This window comes from Zoogloea sp. (assembly GCF_028693495.1).
GTDB lineage: Bacteria > Pseudomonadota > Gammaproteobacteria > Burkholderiales > Rhodocyclaceae > Zoogloea.
Map to the genome: position 1 here is coordinate 12,210 of NZ_JAQUVG010000041.1, position 16,425 is coordinate 28,634.

The following is a 16,425-nucleotide window of genomic DNA, read 5'->3' on the forward strand; positions in this document are numbered from 1 at the left end:
TCACTCCCCCGTGAATTCCGGAGCACGTTTTTCCATGAAGGCGGCAACCCCTTCGGCATAGTCCGGGCTCCAGCCCAGTTCACGCATGAAACCACCTTCAAAGGAGAGCTGTTGCTCCAGGGTATGGCCCGGCGCGGCGTGCATGGCCTGGCGGGTCCGCACCAGCGCCTTGGTGGGCATGCCGGCCAGCTGCGTGGCCAGGGCATTGATGCGGGCAGCAAAGGCATCATCCGCGACCGCCTCCCAGATCAGGCCCCACTCGGCGGCCTTGGCAGCGGGCAGCTTGTCGGCCAGCATGGCCAGTCCCATGGCCCGGGCCATGCCGACCCGCTGGGGCAGGAACCAGGTGCCACCGGTGTCGGGAATCAGGCCGATCTTGCTGAAGGCCTGCAGGAAGGAAGCAGATTGGGTGGCGATCACCAGATCACAGGCCAGGGCCACACTGGCACCGGCACCGGCGGCAATGCCATTGACGGCCGCAATGGTGGGCACACGCAGGTTCTGCAGGCGCAGCACCAGGGGCTTGTAGTTCTTCTCGACCACATTGCCGATGTCCGGCATGCCGCCGCTGGCAGTGCGAGCCATGTCCGGGTCGGCCAGATCCTGACCGGCGCAGAAGGCCCGACCGGCACCGGTGAGGACCAGCACGCGCACCGAGGTGTCGGCCTGGACACGGTCGAGGGCATCACGGAGCTCCGCGTGCATCTCGCCGGTGAAGCTGTTGAGCTTGTCGGGGCGATTCAGGGTGAGGCGAGCCACACCCGCCTCAACCGCGAAAATAATGTTCTTGTATTCCACGGCAGACTCCTCAGGCGTGGTAGCGACGCTGGACGACGCGGAAGCGGTTGGCGACAAAGGCCGAGTCGGCGTAGGACGCGTTGGCCGCCGGGTTACCACCGGTTCCGTGGTAATCGGAATACGCGGCGGACTGGTTCACGAACACACCACTGGTGAGGTTGATGGAGAGAGCGACCTTGCTGCGCCAGGTGGCCTCGGTCATCGCGTCGATCACATCCTGGCGAGTGGAATACACACCCACCGTCAGGGCACCATGAGTGCTGACGACACGCTCCGACAGGGCAATGCCGGCGGCCGTGTCCGCCACCTTGACGATGAAACTGATCGGGCCAAAACGCTCTTCCATGTAGAGCTTCTCGTCCCCGGCGTCGCAGGAAAGGAGTACCGGCGTGCGCACCTTGGCGTTGGGGAAGTCAGGATTCTCAAGGGAGGAAGACGCCAGCACGACCTTGCCCAGGGCACCGGAATTGGCCAAGTCGATGCGCTCAAAGGTGTCGGCAGACTGGATTGCACCCAGCACGGCGTGGGCCACTTCAGGCTTGGACAGGAAACGCTCGATGGCCTTGGCCAGGTCGGCGCAGAATTCGTCGTAGCTCTTGTGGCCGTCTTCGGTCTCGATGCCACCTGCCGGAACGAACAGGGCCTGTGAGGTGGTGCACATCTGCCCCGAATACAGGGACAGGGTGAAGGCCAGATTACCCAGCATGGCCTTGTAGCTATCGGTGGAGTCGATGACGATGTTGTTCACCCCGGCCAGCTCGGCATATACCTGGGCCTGACGAGAGTTGTCGATCAACCACTGGCCAAACACGTTGCTGCCGGTGAAATCCACGGACTTGACCGCCGGATGGGTAGCCAGGGCCTGGGTGGTGGCGCGCTTCTCGGCCACGCACAGGCTCACCAGATCAGGATCGATGCCGTTCTCTGCGAGGACGGCGCGGATGGTACGCACGGTGATGGCGGCTGGCAGGATGGCATTGCTGTGGGGCTTCACGATCACCGCGTTGCCGGTGGCAAGGGCGGCAAAAAGGCCGGGGTAGGTGTTCCAGGTGGGGAAGGTGCCGCAGCCCACTACCAGGCCAATGCCGCGGCCGACGATCTGGAAGTGCTTCTTCATGACCAGCGCCGGGTTCTTGCCCTGGGGCTTTTCCCAGGTGGCCTCAGCCGGCACGAAGCTCTGCTCGCGCCATGCATACACTACGGACTCCAGGCCCCGATCCTGGGCATGGGGAGCGCCGGCCTGAAAAGCCATCATCCAGCCCTGGCCAGTGGTCATCATCACCGCATGGGCGATCTCGAAACTCTGCTTGTTCAGGCGGTCCAGGATCTCCAGACAGATGCCGGTGCGCCCTTCGGCACCCACGGTCTGCCAGCCCTTCATGGCCTCAAGGCCGGCAGCAATCAGGGCCTCATGGTCACAGACCGGATAAGTGACGCCCAAAGTGGCGCCGTAGGGGGATGCCTCGCCGCCGTGCCAGCCAGTCTGGCCAGGCTGGTTCAGTTCGAAAGGCTTGCCCAGATGGGCTTCAAAGGCCCGCTTGCCGTCATCAGTCGCGGTTTCGCCATAGAGCTTGGGGCTGGGCATTTCCGGATAAGCAGACCAATAGCCACGGGTAGCGATGGCGTTGAGGGCTGCGTCCAGGGTGCCACGATGCTTCTCGAACAGGGGGTGAGTCATGGGTCTCTCTCCGGGGTGAGTTGTTCTCCTGACTCAAACGTTACAAACCGATCGATTCAATGTCAATGGTTCGTATCGAATTTATTTTCAACAAAATCAATGCGTTCCCTATTGAGGAACTGATTTGAAACTAAATAATATTAAAAAAAACAATAACTTAACACCAAAAAGACTTGATAAACAGGTAAGAATTACGCCGCACTGCAACATGGAGGAGCACATCCAAAAGACGAAAGCGATACTTCAAGTTTTGATTTTTGACTATTTTTAGTATCATTTACTGACATTCAAACCCTCACCAGACATGTCCCGTATCCTGCTCCATCCTTCGGGAAAATCCGTTGAGTGCGCCCCTGGTGACACCGTACTGATGGCCCTTGAGCGAGCCGGCTATGCCTTGCCCAGCAACTGTCGGGCCGGCGCCTGCGGAGAATGCAAGGTCAAGGTCACCGCAGGGCAGTTCGACCAGGGCATGGTGCTGGACATGGCCCTCCGCCGGGAAGAGCGCCGTCAGGGTTATGGACTGATGTGCATGGCCAAGCCCATCTCCGACGAACTGGTGATCGAGTGGGGTACCGCCGACGCACGTCCGCGGCTATTCCCTCCCCGGGAACAGCTTCCCTTCGTGATCACCGAACGGCAGGCCCTGACGCCGCGGGTGGTCCAGCTTCATCTGCGACCAGTGGACCAACTCCTGCGCTACTGGCCCGGCCAGTACGTCACCCTGGGCCAACCGGCTGCCGACATCCCGGCACGGGCCTACTCCATCGCCAATGCCCCCAGGCCGGATGGCGAACTGGTGCTGCAGGTCAGCCGCAGCAGTGGCGGCCTGACCAGCCCCTGGATCTGCGACCAGCTGCGGTCCGGCGACCGGGTAGCCCTCTCGGGTCCCTACGGCACCTTCATCGGCGACCCTTCCGTGGACACACCCGTGCTGTGCCTGGGTGCAGGTACTGGACTGGCCCCCCTGCTGGCCCTGAGCGAGAGTGCCCTGCGTCGGGGCTACCGACAGCCCGTCAGCCTGCTGCTCTCTGCCCGCGGAGAAGCGGATGTGTACGGGCAAGGCCTGATGGCCTGGTGGCAGGCCCGTCACCCCAGCTTCCAGGCTCACATCACCCTGACCCGGGAAAAGCGTGAAGGCTATCTTTTCGGACGAATCCAGGGGGTACTGCCCAGCCTCTTCCCGGACTTGTCCGGCCACACCCTCTTCATCGCCGGCAACCCGAGGTTCGTGGACGCATGCATGGGCACGGCCCTGACCCTGGGCGCCAGAGCAGAACGCATCCACACCGAAGGCTTCTTCGTCCAACAAAAACCGCTGATCCCCGACGCGGAACACCTGCTTCTTCCCTGAGCGCCGCTACGGCGCTATCCACACGGGGATTGAATTGGTAGACTCAGCTGCAAAATCTTTTATTTCCTCGGCAAATCAAGTGCTTCCCCCCATCCAGAAACGCCTCGACGAATTCCGCCAACTCGGCCGCGTGCAAGCCGGCTCCATCATCATCTCGGTGTTTGGCGATGCCATCGTTCCGCGGGGCAGCCGTATCTGGCTGGGCAGCCTGATCCGCCTGCTGGAGCCCCTCGAACTCAACGAACGTCTGATCCGTACCTCGGTGTTCCGTCTGGCCAAGGACGAATGGGTACGTACCGAACCCGCAGGCCGTCGCACCGATTACCTGCTCACCCCTCAGGGTCAGCGCCGCTTCGAGGAAGCCTCACGGCATATTTATGCCTCCAGCGCACCCCAGTGGGACCGACGCTGGAGACTGATCATCACGGTCGGAGATCTGAGCGCAAAGGAGCGGGAGCGCCTGCGCCGGGCCTTGTTCTGGCAGGGATTCGGCGTGCTCGAGGGCGATTGCTTTGTCCACCCCAGTGCCGACCTGAGTGCCGCCTTCGACGCGCTGATCGCCGAAGGCCTCGGTGAGCAGCTCCCCCGCCTCAAGCCGCTGATGGCCGCCGATGCGCAACTGGGTGGCGCAGCCAGCGACGTGGAGATGGTTCACGGAGCCTGGAACCTGGAACGCCTGGCCAGCGTGTATTCCGAGTTTGTGGATCGCTACAGCCCCGTGCTGTCCCAGATCCGCGACAACCCCGCCGATATGGACGACGAAAGCGCGTTCCTGCTGCGAACCCTGCTGATCCACGACTACCGGCGCCTGCTGCTGCGCGATCCGGAGCTGCCGGATGTCCTGCTTCCCACCGACTGGCCCGGCCAGAAGGCACGTCTGCTGTGCAAAGAGCTTTACCGCCGGCTCTTCGTGCCCTCGGAACGACACCTGGACCAGCACTTCCAGCTGGCCAACGGCCAGACGCCCGAAGCCACTCCGCTTCTGCAAGAGCGCTTCAGGGACGCTGACCCCCTGGCAGAGGTGGCCTGATCAGGCGTCCTTCTTTTTGAGTGCCACCAGCGGCACCACATCCGGGAGGTGAATACGCCTGCGATCGGGTTCGACCTGGGTCAAGGGCGTAGTTTCTACCATCGTAGCCAGGCAGCGCCGGGTCAGGTCCTGGTAAGTGGCCGTCCCCTCAGCTTTCCAGCGGATTTCCTCATCGCTCAGATCCCGGATGACCTTGGCAGGCATGCCCGCCACCAGCACCCGGGGCGGGATTTCCATGCCCGCCTTCACGAAGGCCGACGCGGCAACGATGGATGCCTCGCCAATCACTGCGTTGTCCATGATCACTGCATTCATACCCACCAGGGCATTACGCCCCACACGGCACCCATGCAGCACGGCTCCATGGCCGATATGGCCATCTTCCGCGACCACCGTGTCGGTGCCGGGAAAACCATGCATGACACAGGTATCCTGCAGGTTGGCCCCCTGCTCGAGAATCAACCTGCCAAAATCACCCCTCAGGCTGGCGCAGGGCCCCACATAGCAGCCAGGGCCCACGATCACATCGCCGATCAATACGGCTGAGGGATGGACGTAGGCGGTCGGATCCACTACCGGGACAATCCCATCAATGGCAAAAACTTTGAGCTGGGTCATGCCTGTTCTCCTTCGACTATTGATATATTACAAATTAAGGAACATTTTTTTTAATTCGTAATATATCAGCGGGAGTCCCATGAGCGAAGAACTGGAAGGCAAACACGGAGTCCAGTCCCTGGAGGTTGGCATGAGTATCCTGAAAGCCATGGCCATCGGCAAACGCTCGATGATGCTGAAGGACATTGCCGCAGCCGCCGACATGCCCCCCTCCAAGGCCCACCGCTATCTGGTCAGCTTGATCCGCAGCGGCCTGGTGGAACAGGATACCCTCACGTCCCGCTATGACCTGGGGCCCTTCGCCCTCAACCTGGGATTGGTCGCGCTGGACAGGCTGGACCGGATCCGCCTGGGTCTGTCCGCCATTACCGAACTGCGCGACGCCGTTAATGAGACCACGGCCCTCGCCGTGTGGAGCGACAACGGCCCTGTGGTCGTGCGCTGGGAAAGGCCGCGCCGGGCAATCACCGTCAACGTGGTCACCGGCACCGCCCTGGGCGTCCTGACTTCCGCGATCGGGCGGGTCTTCGCGGCATGGCTACCGGAACGACAAACCGAGGGGCTGATCCGCAAGGAGATCGAGTCGGGCCGGGCTCCAGCCCATATCAGCAGCATGGAAGAAGCCCGTACCCTGCTGGCAGAAGTCAAGGCAACGGGGTATGCACCGATCAGCGGTGGCTACATCATCCGTGGCGTTGAGGCAGTAGCGGCTCCCGTCTTCAATTTCAAGAACGAGATCAGCCTGGTGATCGTCCTGGTGGGCGTGGAAGGGTCCATGGACATGAGCGAATCCAGCCCGACCATCATCGAACTGCGCAAGGCAGCCCGAAGCCTCTCCGAGCGCCTGGGTGCGACCTTTCCCGAATAGCACCACCGCAATAGCCGGTTGAGCCTGCCCCCGCCGCTGCTCCGGGCCCTGCGCCCGGGCAGGAAGAACGGCTTCCACCCACGAACCCGTTGTCCCCTGCAGAACCGCACGCCCGCCTCAAACAGGCTGCACTCACGCTGCCGCGTCCCACCGCCTTGCGCCAGAAGCCGCGGGCTCCAAATTGATACATATTTTATTGTTGACTCGATTAAATGTATCACTTCTAATACGCGGAAACGATTACAAAATACAGAACAACCTACACCCGTCACCATGACTGGCTGTTTTCATCAGGAGGCAAGAGATGACTGACCGATTCTCCGAACCCGCTTCGACAGGAGGTGCATGATGCTCGCCCAGTTCCTGCAGTTCCTGTTTTCCGGCATTACCGTCGGCGCAACCTATGCCCTTGCGGCACTGGGCTTCACGCTGATTTACAACGCCAGCAACGTGATCAACTTCGCCCAGGGGGAGTTCATCATGCTGGGTGGCATGCTGGCAGTGTTCTTTGCCCAGGCCGGCCTGCCCCTGCCTGCAGCCCTTTTTCTGGCGATCCTGGTGCCCGCCGTAGTGGGCGTCCTGATTGAGAAACTGGCCATCGAGCCCGTCAAGGGAGCGGAAACGGTGACCCTGATCATCATCACCATCGGCGCCTCCCTGGTAATCCGCGGCCTCGTCCAGGTCTTCCTGGGCAAGGGCACCCATAGCCTGCCGGCCTTCTCGGGCGACACACCGATCGAGATCCTCGGCGCCACCCTGATGCCCCAGAGCCTGTGGGTGCTGGGCGTAACCGCCGTGGTGGTGGTAGCCCTGTGGTACTTCTTCAACCGCACCCTGGGTGGCAAGGCCATGCTGGCCACCTCCTTCAACCGCACCGCAGCCGAACTGGTGGGCATCAACACCAACGGGGTGCTGTTCCTCAGCTTCGCCATGTCCGCCGCTCTGGGCGCGATCGGAGGCATCCTGATCACCCCGATCACCCTCACCTCCTACGACGTGGGGATCATGCTGGGTCTCAAGGGATTCGTCGCCGCCGTGCTGGGTGGCCTCGGCAACGGGCTGGGTGCCGTGGTGGGCGGACTGCTGGTGGGCATCCTGGAGTCCATGGGCGCCGGCTACCTGTCTTCCGCCTACAAGGATGCCATCCCCTTCGTGCTGATCCTGTTCATCCTCTTCTTCATGCCCCGCGGCCTGTTCGGCGCCCGGGTCACTGACCGGGTGTAAGACCATGCAGAAACGTGCCTACTTCGGCCTGTACATCGTGATTGCCGTACTTGCCATACTGCCCTTCGTGCTGCCCAACAGCTTCTACGTGGACCTGGCGATCCGGATGGCCATCAATGCCATCATCGTTCTCGGCCTGAACCTCCTGATCGGCTTTGCCGGCCAGATCAGCCTGGGTCACGCGGGCTTTCTCGGGATTGGGGCCTACGCTTCGGCCGTACTGCCCACCCATTTCGGCTGGCATCCGGTAGTAGCCATGCTTGCTGGTGCTGTTGCCACCGGTCTGCTGGCCGCCATCGTGGCCCGTCCGATTTTCAAGCTGAAGGGCAACTATCTGGCCATGGCCACTCTTGGCCTGGGCATCATCATCAACATCGCCCTGCGCAACGAGGCCACCTACACTGGCGGCCCCGACGGGATGCCCGTGCCGGTGTTCGAACTGTTCGGGATCAGCCTGTCTAGCGACAAGGACTGGTACTGGGTAGTGGCAGCGGTACTGGTCTTCAGTGTGTGGGCCTCTCTCAACCTGATCGACTCCCCCTTCGGCCGTGCCCTGCGCGCTCTGCATGGCTCTGAAGTGGCCTCGAAGGTGGTGGGTGTGGACGTGGTCCGCTACAAGGTGGCGATCTTCGTGATGTCCGCGGTCTTTGCCAGTCTGATGGGGAGTGTCACTGCCCATTACGTAGGGTTCGTCACGCCCAACCTGGCGGACTTCTTCCACTCCATCGAGCTGATGACCATGGTAGTGATCGGCGGCATGGCCTCGGTGTACGGCTCCCTGATCGGCGCCGTGCTCCTCACTGCCCTGCCCCAGGCCCTGGCCACCTTTGAAGGCTGGGAGACTGTTGTGTTCGGCGTCATCCTGATGGTCTGCATGATCTTCCTGCCCAAGGGCCTCGTGCCGACACTGGCGGCCAAGTTCGGTAAAGGGGAATAACACTATGGCACTCCTCGACGTCACCAACCTCTCCATCCACTTCGGCGGCGTGAAGGCCGTACAGGATGTGAGCTTCAGCATCGACGCAGGCATCGTCTATGCAGTGATCGGCCCCAACGGCGCCGGCAAGACGACCCTCTTCAACCTCATCACCGGAGTCTACAAGCCCACCCATGGTGAGATCCGCCTGGACGGCGAATCCATCGGCGGCAAGTCGCCGGACGAGCTGGCCCGACGGGGTGTGGCGCGCACATTTCAGAATCTGCAGATCTGCATGAACATGAGTGCCATAGAGAACGTGATGGTGGGTGCCCACCTGCGACTCGATCGCAATCTGCTCAAGGCCGCCCTGCGCTTCCCGAGCATCACCCGCCGCGACGCCGAGCTGCGTGCCGAAGCCCTGGAGTTGATGCGTTTCGTAGGTCTGGACAAATTTGCAGACAGCCGCGCCGACGCCATGCCCTACGGAGCCCTCAAGCGTCTGGAAATTGCTCGCGCGCTGGCCATGAAACCGCGCCTGATCTTTCTGGACGAACCCGCAGCGGGCCTGAATCCCAAGGAAACCATTGAGGTGGATGAACTGGTTCGCAAGGTCGCGGACTCCGGCATCACCGTGGTGCTCGTGGAGCACGACATGAAGATGGTCATGAACCTGTCCGATCGCATCCTGGTGCTCGACTATGGCAAGAAGCTGGCCGAAGGCACCGGCGAAGAAGTCCGCCGCAATCCGGACGTGATCGCAGCCTACCTGGGCGGTCACGCCTGAGCCGAGGAGACAACATGGAAGCACTCCGCATCATCAAGGACGAGCACCGCAACCTGTGGCGGATCGCCGTCACCCTCGACCAGGTCATCGGCGAGATGGAACGGAACCAGAAGGCTGATCCCGCCTTCCTGGGCTCCGTGCTCGATTACTTCGAACACTTCATGGACGGCTGCCACCACCGGAAAGAGGACGACTACCTGTTCCGCCTGCTGCGCCAGCGCAGCCCCGATGCCGGTGCTCTGCTCGATCGCCTGCAAGCCGAGCACCGCAATGCACCCCACAATCTGGCGGCACTGCGCCAGCAGCTGGCCGAAACGGTGGCCGGCAGGAGTAGTGTGGGAGAACTGATTGAAGCCCTGCGCCTGTACCTGGACGACCAGAAAGCCCACATCAAGGCCGAGGAAAAGGATATTTATCCGCTGGCCAGTCAGGTCCTCACCGCCGAGGACTGGGCGGAGATCGACAAGGCCTTCCTCGACAACGACGACCCCCTGTTCGGCAAGGCCGCCCGGGCCGAGTACCGGGAGCTCTACCACAAGGTGGCCAACCTCGCCCCGGTATCCGTGGGTCTGGGCGCCAGCAGTGCCGGAGAACTGCAGTCGGCCACGGCCGCCCTCCCGGCTGCCGACCTTCTGCTGAAGGTGGATCACCTGGAGAGCTGCTACGGCAGGATCAAGGCCCTCAAGGGCATCAGCCTGGAAGTGCGGCGAGGTGAAACGGTGGCCCTGGTGGGCGCCAATGGTGCCGGCAAAACCACATTCCTGCGTACCCTGTCAGGCGTACAGCCCATGAGTGCAGGCAGCATCACCTTCGACGGAGAAGATATCTCCAAGGTGCGCAGCGACATGCGCATGCGTCGGGGAATCTGCCAGTCACCGGAGGGACGGCAGGTCTTCGGGCCCCTCTCCATCGAGGATAACCTGCGCCTGGGAGCCTATACCCAACCTAAAGGCCAGGTGGAGGGCGATCTGGAAAAAATCTACACCATGTTCCCGATCCTCAAGGAAAAGCGGAAGCTGCCAGCAGGGACTCTGTCCGGCGGACAACAGCAGATGCTGGCCATCGGCCGCGCACTGATGGGTCGCCCCAAGCTGCTGCTGCTGGATGAGCCCTCCATGGGCCTGGCCCCCCTGCTGGTGGAAGAAGTCTTCAATGTGGTGAAGACCCTCAAGACCCAGGGCATGACCATCATCCTGGCCGAGCAGAACGCCTTTTCCGCCCTGGCCATCGCCGACCGGGGCTATGTGCTGGAAACCGGCAACATCACCCTCACAGGCAGTGGTCGGGAATTGATAGCGGACGAACAAGTCCGCGCTGCCTACCTGGGCATGTGAGCCCAACCGAACGATCCGGAAGCGGGACCTGATGGCCGGATGAGTCCTGACCTACACCCGTAGAACAGGACTCACCGGCCCGCTCATCTGGGTCCAGACAGGCCCACCCGAGCCTGCAGCCAGTTCCATCCCCGTTCCAGCCAACCCGGCTTGATCCTCGAGACGAAGCGAACCTTGGAATCGACAAGGCGGTTCGTCAGGGCGTAATGGAACACGTCCCCCACCACTGGCAGGGCACTGCGAGCCCCCTGCCCCCAGTAATCGCTGCGCAAGCTAATGCGGGCATCATTGAAGCCGACCCAGGCGCCGCCCACCAGTTGCGGATGCATCAGGATGAACCAGCCGTCCGTGTTGTCCTGGGTGGTGCCGGTCTTTCCCGCCAGATCCGCGCGCAGCCCAAACTGCTGGCGGATGGCTACACCGGTCCCCCGGTCCACCACTCCGCGCATCACATCCACCAAGGTGTAAGCGGTTTCTGGCGCCAGGGCCTCCTCCGGATCGGCAGGGGCAAAGGCTTCCAGCACGCGACCTTCCCGATCCTCAATCCGGGTAACCAGCACCGGCTCGAGATAAGCGCCGCCGTTGGCCAGGCTGCCATAGGCCACCACCATTTCTTTCAGGGTTACGGGACTGGTCCCCAGCGCCAGGGACGGAACTTCCTCCAGAGGGCTCTGGCGCACCCCCAGCTTTCTGGCCAGGCGGGCCACCCGGGCCGGGCCCACCTCCTGCATGAGCTGCGCAGTGACCCGGTTACGGGAATATACCAATCCGTCCTTCAGGCTCACCGGCTGGCCGCTGGGCGGCAAGGGATCCTCCGGGCGCCAGACCTCGCCATTGCGCAACTGGATCTCCACGGGCTGATCGAGCATGCTGTCTGCAGGACGCCAGCCCTGATCAAAGGCGGCTCCATAGACGAAGGGCTTGAAGGTTGAACCTGGCTGGCGGCGGGCCTGGGCCACGTGATCGAAGGGGTCGAGGGTGAAGTCCCGGCTTCCAACCCAGGCGCGCACCTGGCCATTACGGGGATCCAGGGCCAGAAAACCCAGCTGGACCCGAGTCTTGTCCTTGCGGAGCGCATCCAGGAAGACCCGGTCCGAGCGCAGGCGAGTGAGGGTGGCTCCGGCCTCCTCTCCCCGGGTCAAGGCTGCCCGATATTCCCTGGACTCCCGGATAAAGGCATTCACCAGCTCCGGACTACCTTCCCATCCTCTCCGCCCACTCCAGGCCTGGTCCGCTAGGCCCTGCAGCAGGCGCCCCCGGCGCTCCACCGCGCGCACGGCCTGGGCCTGGAGCCGGCTGTCGAGGGTGGTATGGACCACCAGCCCATCGGTATAAATGTTGTAGTCGTGGGCGTCAGCCCACGCAATCAGCCACTTGCGCAACTGCTGGGCAAAGTGCGGAGCAGGCCCTGGAGAATCCAGCTGTCGCTCGAAATCGATCCGCAGCGGTTTGCGCTGCAGGCCCGCGAGGCGCGACTCCTCCAGCACGCCGCGCTTCACCATCTGGGCCAGCACAATGTTGCGGCGTGCGACTGCCCGCTCCGGGTTGAGCACCGGATTGTAGTAGCTGTTACCCTTCAGCATGCCCACCAGCGTGGCGGCCTCAAGCACGTCCAGCTGCCGGGCCGGCTTGTCGAAATAGGTCCGGGCCGCCATCTCGATTCCCCAAGCGTTGTACAGGAAGGGGACCGTATTCAGGTAGGTCTCGAGAATCATCTCCTTCGAGTACACCAGCTCGATCTTGAGGGCTGTGATGGCCTCCTTGAGCTTGCGGGTCAGGGTGGGGGCCCGGCCAATCTCGTCCGGAAACAGGTTGCGGGCCAGTTGCTGGGTCAGCGTGGAGCCGCCCTGCCGGTTCCCGGAGAAGGTGCGCAGGAGCGCCCCCCCCAGGCGATAGAAATCGATGCCATGGTGTTCATGGAAGCGATGATCCTCGGTGGCGATGAGGGCCTCCTTCACCTTCGGCGATATCTGCTCCAGGCGGACCCACTCCCGGTTAGCCCACTTGTAGCTTGCCAGCTCCCGGCCATCAGCCGACAGCACCCGGGCGGGCTGCTCCTGACGTGCCTTGCGGATATCACTGATGCCCGGGGTGAACGGAATCAGCAGCAAGGTGTAGCCCACCAGCAGCAGGGGCACCACACCGAGAGCCCGGAGGACCCCGCGGCGGGTGGGATGGTGCAGCCCCTCCAGCAGGAGAGCCGCTTTCAGGCGAAGTTCGGCAAGGCTCAAGACGGCGGCGGAAAAGGAGAGGAAAGTCCGGAGAGTATCAACTCTTCAAGTAGCTGTCGGCAGCCGCTCCAGGACGCTCAGCCGCACCTCCACTGTCAGTGCCAGACGGGTCAGCCCGGCGGCGCGGGCACGTCCCTCCGGACTGGCCTTGTACAGGTGAGGCGTCATGACCAGCAGGTCGGCAATCTGCTCCGGTGCCTCCAGGGCGATCCCGTAGCGCAGACTCTCCGCCCCCAGCAGGGCGAAGCCCGCCGGTACGGAGGGTTCAAGGGTCCGGGCAGGTTTCAGGATCGGATAGATGATTTCCCGCAACTCCCGGAGATGATCGGGGCCCGGGTCCACCTGAATCAACCGTCCGCCTGGACGGAGCACCCGGGCAAACTCGCCATAGACCGGAAATCCGAACATGCACAGGAGCCGATCCACGCTGACTGGCAGGACCGGCAGATTGGCGTTGGAGCCCACCACCCAGCCCATCCGCCGGTCGGCCTTGGCTGCGGCCAGGACCGCCCACTTGGAGATATCGAGACCAAGCACCGCGAGGGCGTGCGTTTCTCCCGCCGCATTGGCCAACTGGCGCAGGTAATAACCCTCGCCACAACCCGCATCCAGGCAGGTGGCACCTCGGATCGGGAGCTCTGCGAGCACTGCCCTCGCCACTGCATCAGCAATCACCTGATAAGGTCCGGCTTCCAGATAGCGGCGACGGGCTGCGACCATCTCCCTGCTGTCTCCCGGATCCTTTGAACGCTTGTTCTGGACCGGTAGCAAATGGGTGTACCCCTGCGCGGAAATGTCATAGGTATGACCTGACGGACAGCGCCAGCTGTTCCCACTACACGTCAGGAGATTCCCGTCCAGCGGACAGGCCAAAGCATCAAAAGGGGTGATGGGCATCCGGTCACTCGTGGCAAAGGAGCCAGGCAGACAAAAGCGGATGGTAACGCGACGGACCCCCTCAAGCCCATCCGGCCCGGACGAGATGGTGCCCATGCTGCGCCCCCCGTTCCGAGGGAGGCGCAGAGGGGAGTCGCCGTCATTGCCGGGCCCTGAGCCGCCCAAGAGTTTCCCGAGCGGCCCTTTCGGTCGGGCCACCGAGGCTAACGGCCTTCTCTGCTGCCCGAGAAGCCTCATCCGGATGCCCGAGCTCCAGGAGCACGTTTGCGAGATTGTTCCACGCCACCGCCGCATCGTGGGAATGGGCTGCCATCCGAAAAGCCTTCTCCGCGCCATGCAGGTCACGAAGCCTGTAAAGACTGTTACCCAGCCCCATCTGCAGGGTCAGGCTGCCGGGCCAGCGAACCAGAGCACTGCGGTAGGCCATGGCCGCGTACTCCGGAGCAGCGGCCTTCTCGAAAGCCACGAGGGCGTGGGTTGTCCCGCCCTCATCCACCGTAACCGCCAACTGGCCGGCGGGTAAGGCAACAAAAGCCCAGCGACCAGCCCGGTTCCAGGTCAGCTCAAACGTCCGGAAAGGCAAAGCCTGACGCTTCATCGGCCCGGAGCGAAGCAAAAATACCTCTTCGTCCAGGTCATATCCGATCACTACCGCGTAATGCCAGGACGGGGCCCATGACAAACCCAGATTGAGCAGCACCACCACGGGATGACCTGCCGCCGTCTCACGCATCAGGGCTTCGAGAGTACTGGGAATCTCAATCGCCAAAGCCGCGTTACGCCGTGCCCCCGACAGCATCTCGATTTGCAACGAACCCTGCCGGCCAGGTAAGAAAACCTGGCTCGCCAGTTGCTCGGGAGTCACCGTTAAACCGATCCTCCCCAGAACCATCGCCAGTGCCGCCGGTCCGCATTGATAGTCATCCTGGGGGTAAAAAGGCGTGTCATCCAGTTCGACCTGCCGTGGCAGGCCAGGTGGACGTACGCGACGCAGCAGGGCCGTCTCAGCTGAACATCCGACAAGTCCTGAACCCACCAGCCCGACGCCTGCTGCGATCAGGCGGCGGCGAATGCGTTGCACCCAGCCGCCTCAGCGAATGGAGCGCGTGAAGGGAAAAACCTTGGTGAACCCAAGGATATCCGTAAACAAAAGCACGAAGAACACCAACAGGATTGCTCCAATGATGCCACCGGCCGGTGCCTTGTCGATCTGTTCGGCCAGACGGGTGGCATCTTCGTCCGTCAGTGCCGCAACCCGATCACGAGCATCCGCAGCCTCCACTCCCAGATCCTGAAGACGGGCCTGAACATCGGCGCGAGTGAACAGATCCTGAAGACGGGCCCGAGCCTCATCCCCAGTCCGGCGAGCCTCGTCCTGAGCCACCCGCGCGACCTCCTCGGTTCCGATCATGGTGGCCTGGGCGGTCTGGATAAAACCCACGTGGGTCGTGCTGACGATCAACAGGGCTGCAAGTGATTTTTTTATGAATTTCATGTGGGTTCCCCTGATTAAAATTGTGGTGTACACCCACCACACGCACGGAATGAGATGGTGCCAGCTCAGGCTCCTGGACTCCATGCGGATACTGTGACAAAGCGTAAGCCCTTGCCATCCTGTGAGACCGAAAGATCACCCGCCTCCACCCACCTCATGGCATCCCAGGAAACCCGACAGTGGTTTCATAAGTCCAATGGGGCGATTACTGCAAACAGTTCATCTTCACCAGGACTACGATGACCGACTCTCCGAATCTTGCCGATCTGCGTAAAACCTACGACAAGGGCAGCCTCAATGATGGTGAAGCCTTGAATAGCCCACTTCTTCAGTTCAGTTTATGGCTGAGGGAGGCGCTAGACAAAAACCTTCCCGAACCCAACGCAATGACGGTCGCAACCGTTGGCCAGAATGGTCGCCCATCGAGCCGGGTAGTATTGATCAAGGGCTACGACGAGCAGGGTATTGTCTGGTTCACCAACTACGCCAGCCGCAAGGGACATGAGTTGGAACAGAATCCCTTTGCTGCGTTGCAATTCCACTGGGTGGAACTCGAACGGGTTGTTCGTATTGAAGGAAGGGTTGAAAAGATCAAGCCGGAAGAATCTGATGCCTACTTTGCCAGCCGCCCACTTAGTCATCGCATCGGAGCCTGGGCTTCCCGGCAAAGCGAAGAGATATCAAACCGAGCCATCGTTGTGGCCAGAGCAGCAGAATATGGCCTGAAATTTGGTCTCAATCCTCCCCGGCCTCCCCATTGGGGGGGCTACCGCCTGACCCCCGATTACTGGGAGTTCTGGCAAGGTCGTGCATCACGTCTTCATGACAGACTCGCCTATCGCCTGAGGGATGGTGAGTGGCAACAAAGCCGTCTATCTCCTTGAGGCTTTGGCTGGATGCGGATGAGGCGGGTGGGGGGGCGTGACGATCAGATTGGGCAGAACTTGGAGCAGTTTGTGTGCCGTGCAGAGGGCAGGGAGCATCTTCGTTCCCAGCACCGTGCGCTGTGGGAATCGATCCGTCGTGGGGATGCCGTGGCGGCGGGATCGGCCGTGTCCCATCATATTGAGTCGGCCCTGAAGAACCCCTCGGAGCCTTTCCCCACGCGGCCTGCGCGCGGTTGAGCCCTTGCCTGATCTTCCAGTTTCCGGTGCAATGGCTTTCAGTTTCTGGAAGATTTTGAGCCCCTGTTCCC

At 62.1% G+C, this 16,425-nt stretch carries 15 protein-coding genes and 1 pseudogene; 8 read left to right on the forward strand and 8 right to left on the reverse strand.

From position 1 onward, the window contains the following. Window positions 1-798 (reverse strand): 2-(1,2-epoxy-1,2-dihydrophenyl)acetyl-CoA isomerase PaaG, encoded by a 798-nt coding sequence (gene paaG / locus PHD22_RS08585; RefSeq protein ID WP_299865096.1) that lies wholly within the window; start codon window positions 796-798, stop codon window positions 1-3. A gap of 10 nt (window positions 799-808) precedes the next feature. Then, window positions 809-2,476 (reverse strand): phenylacetic acid degradation protein PaaN, encoded by a 1,668-nt coding sequence (paaN, locus tag PHD22_RS08590; RefSeq protein ID WP_299865098.1) that lies wholly within the window; start codon window positions 2,474-2,476, stop codon window positions 809-811. Window positions 2,477-2,780: 304 nt separating this feature from the next. On the opposite strand from paaN, the gene PHD22_RS08595 reads away from it, so the two are divergent. Both PHD22_RS08595 and paaX read left to right on the forward strand, forming a co-directional pair. Then, complete coding sequence (locus PHD22_RS08595; protein ID WP_299865100.1) at window positions 2,781-3,830, forward strand: 2Fe-2S iron-sulfur cluster-binding protein; 1,050 nt, start codon at window positions 2,781-2,783, stop codon at window positions 3,828-3,830. 79 nt (window positions 3,831-3,909) lie between these two features. Then, the gene (gene paaX / locus PHD22_RS08600; RefSeq protein WP_299865102.1) at window positions 3,910-4,860 is read left to right on the forward strand and encodes a phenylacetic acid degradation operon negative regulatory protein PaaX; all 951 of its coding nucleotides are present in this window, start codon (window positions 3,910-3,912) and stop codon (window positions 4,858-4,860) included. On the opposite strand, the gene paaY is transcribed toward paaX, so the two are convergent. Continuing rightward, window positions 4,861-5,478 carry a phenylacetic acid degradation protein PaaY gene (paaY, locus tag PHD22_RS08605; protein ID WP_299865103.1) on the reverse strand — a complete coding sequence of 206 codons (618 nt, stop codon included), beginning with the start codon at window positions 5,476-5,478 and terminating at the stop codon, window positions 4,861-4,863. A gap of 79 nt (window positions 5,479-5,557) precedes the next feature. On the opposite strand from paaY, the gene PHD22_RS08610 reads away from it, so the two are divergent. The 5 genes from PHD22_RS08610 (at window position 5,558) to PHD22_RS16910 (ending at window position 10,607) form a co-directional block, all read left to right on the forward strand. Beyond that, entirely contained in the window at window positions 5,558-6,346 is a 789-nt protein-coding gene (locus tag PHD22_RS08610; RefSeq protein ID WP_299865105.1) for an IclR family transcriptional regulator, read from the forward strand. Window positions 6,347-6,691: 345 nt separating this feature from the next. After that, complete coding sequence (locus PHD22_RS08615) at window positions 6,692-7,570, forward strand: branched-chain amino acid ABC transporter permease (RefSeq protein WP_299865107.1); 879 nt, start codon at window positions 6,692-6,694, stop codon at window positions 7,568-7,570. 4 nt (window positions 7,571-7,574) lie between these two features. Further along, window positions 7,575-8,507, forward strand: coding sequence for a branched-chain amino acid ABC transporter permease (locus PHD22_RS08620; protein ID WP_299865109.1), 933 nt, complete (start codon window positions 7,575-7,577; stop codon window positions 8,505-8,507). A gap of 4 nt (window positions 8,508-8,511) precedes the next feature. Next, window positions 8,512-9,273, forward strand: a complete 762-nt coding sequence (locus tag PHD22_RS08625; protein WP_299865110.1) for an ABC transporter ATP-binding protein — start codon at window positions 8,512-8,514, stop codon at window positions 9,271-9,273. 14 nt (window positions 9,274-9,287) lie between these two features. Continuing rightward, window positions 9,288-10,607, forward strand: coding sequence for an ATP-binding cassette domain-containing protein (locus tag PHD22_RS16910; RefSeq protein WP_366520706.1), 1,320 nt, complete (start codon window positions 9,288-9,290; stop codon window positions 10,605-10,607). Window positions 10,608-10,690: 83 nt separating this feature from the next. Here the strand turns inward: PHD22_RS16910 and PHD22_RS08640 are convergent, their stop codons facing one another. The 5 genes and pseudogenes from PHD22_RS08640 to PHD22_RS08655 all read right to left on the reverse strand — a co-directional run bounded on the left by PHD22_RS08640 (window position 10,691) and on the right by PHD22_RS08655 (window position 15,230). Then, complete coding sequence (locus tag PHD22_RS08640) at window positions 10,691-12,838, reverse strand: transglycosylase domain-containing protein (protein WP_299865113.1); 2,148 nt, start codon at window positions 12,836-12,838, stop codon at window positions 10,691-10,693. Window positions 12,839-12,883: 45 nt separating this feature from the next. Continuing rightward, entirely contained in the window at window positions 12,884-13,558 is a 675-nt protein-coding gene (locus PHD22_RS08645; protein WP_366520707.1) for a methyltransferase domain-containing protein, read from the reverse strand. A 33-nt stretch (window positions 13,559-13,591) separates the two neighbouring features. Beyond that, window positions 13,592-13,972: pseudogene (locus PHD22_RS16915) on the reverse strand (putative RNA methyltransferase); the annotation flags it as partial. Next, complete coding sequence (locus tag PHD22_RS08650) at window positions 13,875-14,816, reverse strand: PA2778 family cysteine peptidase (protein ID WP_299865117.1); 942 nt, start codon at window positions 14,814-14,816, stop codon at window positions 13,875-13,877. The pseudogene PHD22_RS16915 and the gene PHD22_RS08650, both read right to left, overlap by 98 nt. Before the next feature lie 9 nt (window positions 14,817-14,825). Beyond that, the gene (locus PHD22_RS08655) at window positions 14,826-15,230 is read right to left on the reverse strand and encodes a PA2779 family protein (protein ID WP_299865119.1); all 405 of its coding nucleotides are present in this window, start codon (window positions 15,228-15,230) and stop codon (window positions 14,826-14,828) included. A gap of 239 nt (window positions 15,231-15,469) precedes the next feature. Between PHD22_RS08655 and pdxH the strand changes: the two genes are divergently transcribed. After that, complete coding sequence (gene pdxH, locus PHD22_RS08660; protein WP_299865122.1) at window positions 15,470-16,114, forward strand: pyridoxamine 5'-phosphate oxidase; 645 nt, start codon at window positions 15,470-15,472, stop codon at window positions 16,112-16,114. Window positions 16,115-16,425 lie beyond the last annotated feature (311 nt).

What these genes read in the sequence shown, in the direction of transcription:
- paaN (WP_299865098.1), bottom strand. Translation starts at nt 2,476, where the DNA reads ATGACTCACCCCCTGTTCGAGAAGCATCGTGGCACCCTGGACGCAGCC.
- PHD22_RS08595 (WP_299865100.1), top strand. Translation starts at nt 2,781, where the DNA reads ATGTCCCGTATCCTGCTCCATCCTTCGGGAAAATCCGTTGAGTGCGCC.
- paaY (WP_299865103.1), bottom strand. Translation starts at nt 5,478, where the DNA reads ATGACCCAGCTCAAAGTTTTTGCCATTGATGGGATTGTCCCGGTAGTG.
- PHD22_RS08610 (WP_299865105.1), top strand. Translation starts at nt 5,558, where the DNA reads ATGAGCGAAGAACTGGAAGGCAAACACGGAGTCCAGTCCCTGGAGGTT.
- PHD22_RS08615 (WP_299865107.1), top strand. Translation starts at nt 6,692, where the DNA reads ATGATGCTCGCCCAGTTCCTGCAGTTCCTGTTTTCCGGCATTACCGTC.
- PHD22_RS08620 (WP_299865109.1), top strand. Translation starts at nt 7,575, where the DNA reads ATGCAGAAACGTGCCTACTTCGGCCTGTACATCGTGATTGCCGTACTT.
- PHD22_RS08625 (WP_299865110.1), top strand. Translation starts at nt 8,512, where the DNA reads ATGGCACTCCTCGACGTCACCAACCTCTCCATCCACTTCGGCGGCGTG.
- PHD22_RS16910 (WP_366520706.1), top strand. Translation starts at nt 9,288, where the DNA reads ATGGAAGCACTCCGCATCATCAAGGACGAGCACCGCAACCTGTGGCGG.
- PHD22_RS08645 (WP_366520707.1), bottom strand. Translation starts at nt 13,558, where the DNA reads ATGGTCGCAGCCCGTCGCCGCTATCTGGAAGCCGGACCTTATCAGGTG.
- PHD22_RS08655 (WP_299865119.1), bottom strand. Translation starts at nt 15,230, where the DNA reads ATGAAATTCATAAAAAAATCACTTGCAGCCCTGTTGATCGTCAGCACG.
- pdxH (WP_299865122.1), top strand. Translation starts at nt 15,470, where the DNA reads ATGACCGACTCTCCGAATCTTGCCGATCTGCGTAAAACCTACGACAAG.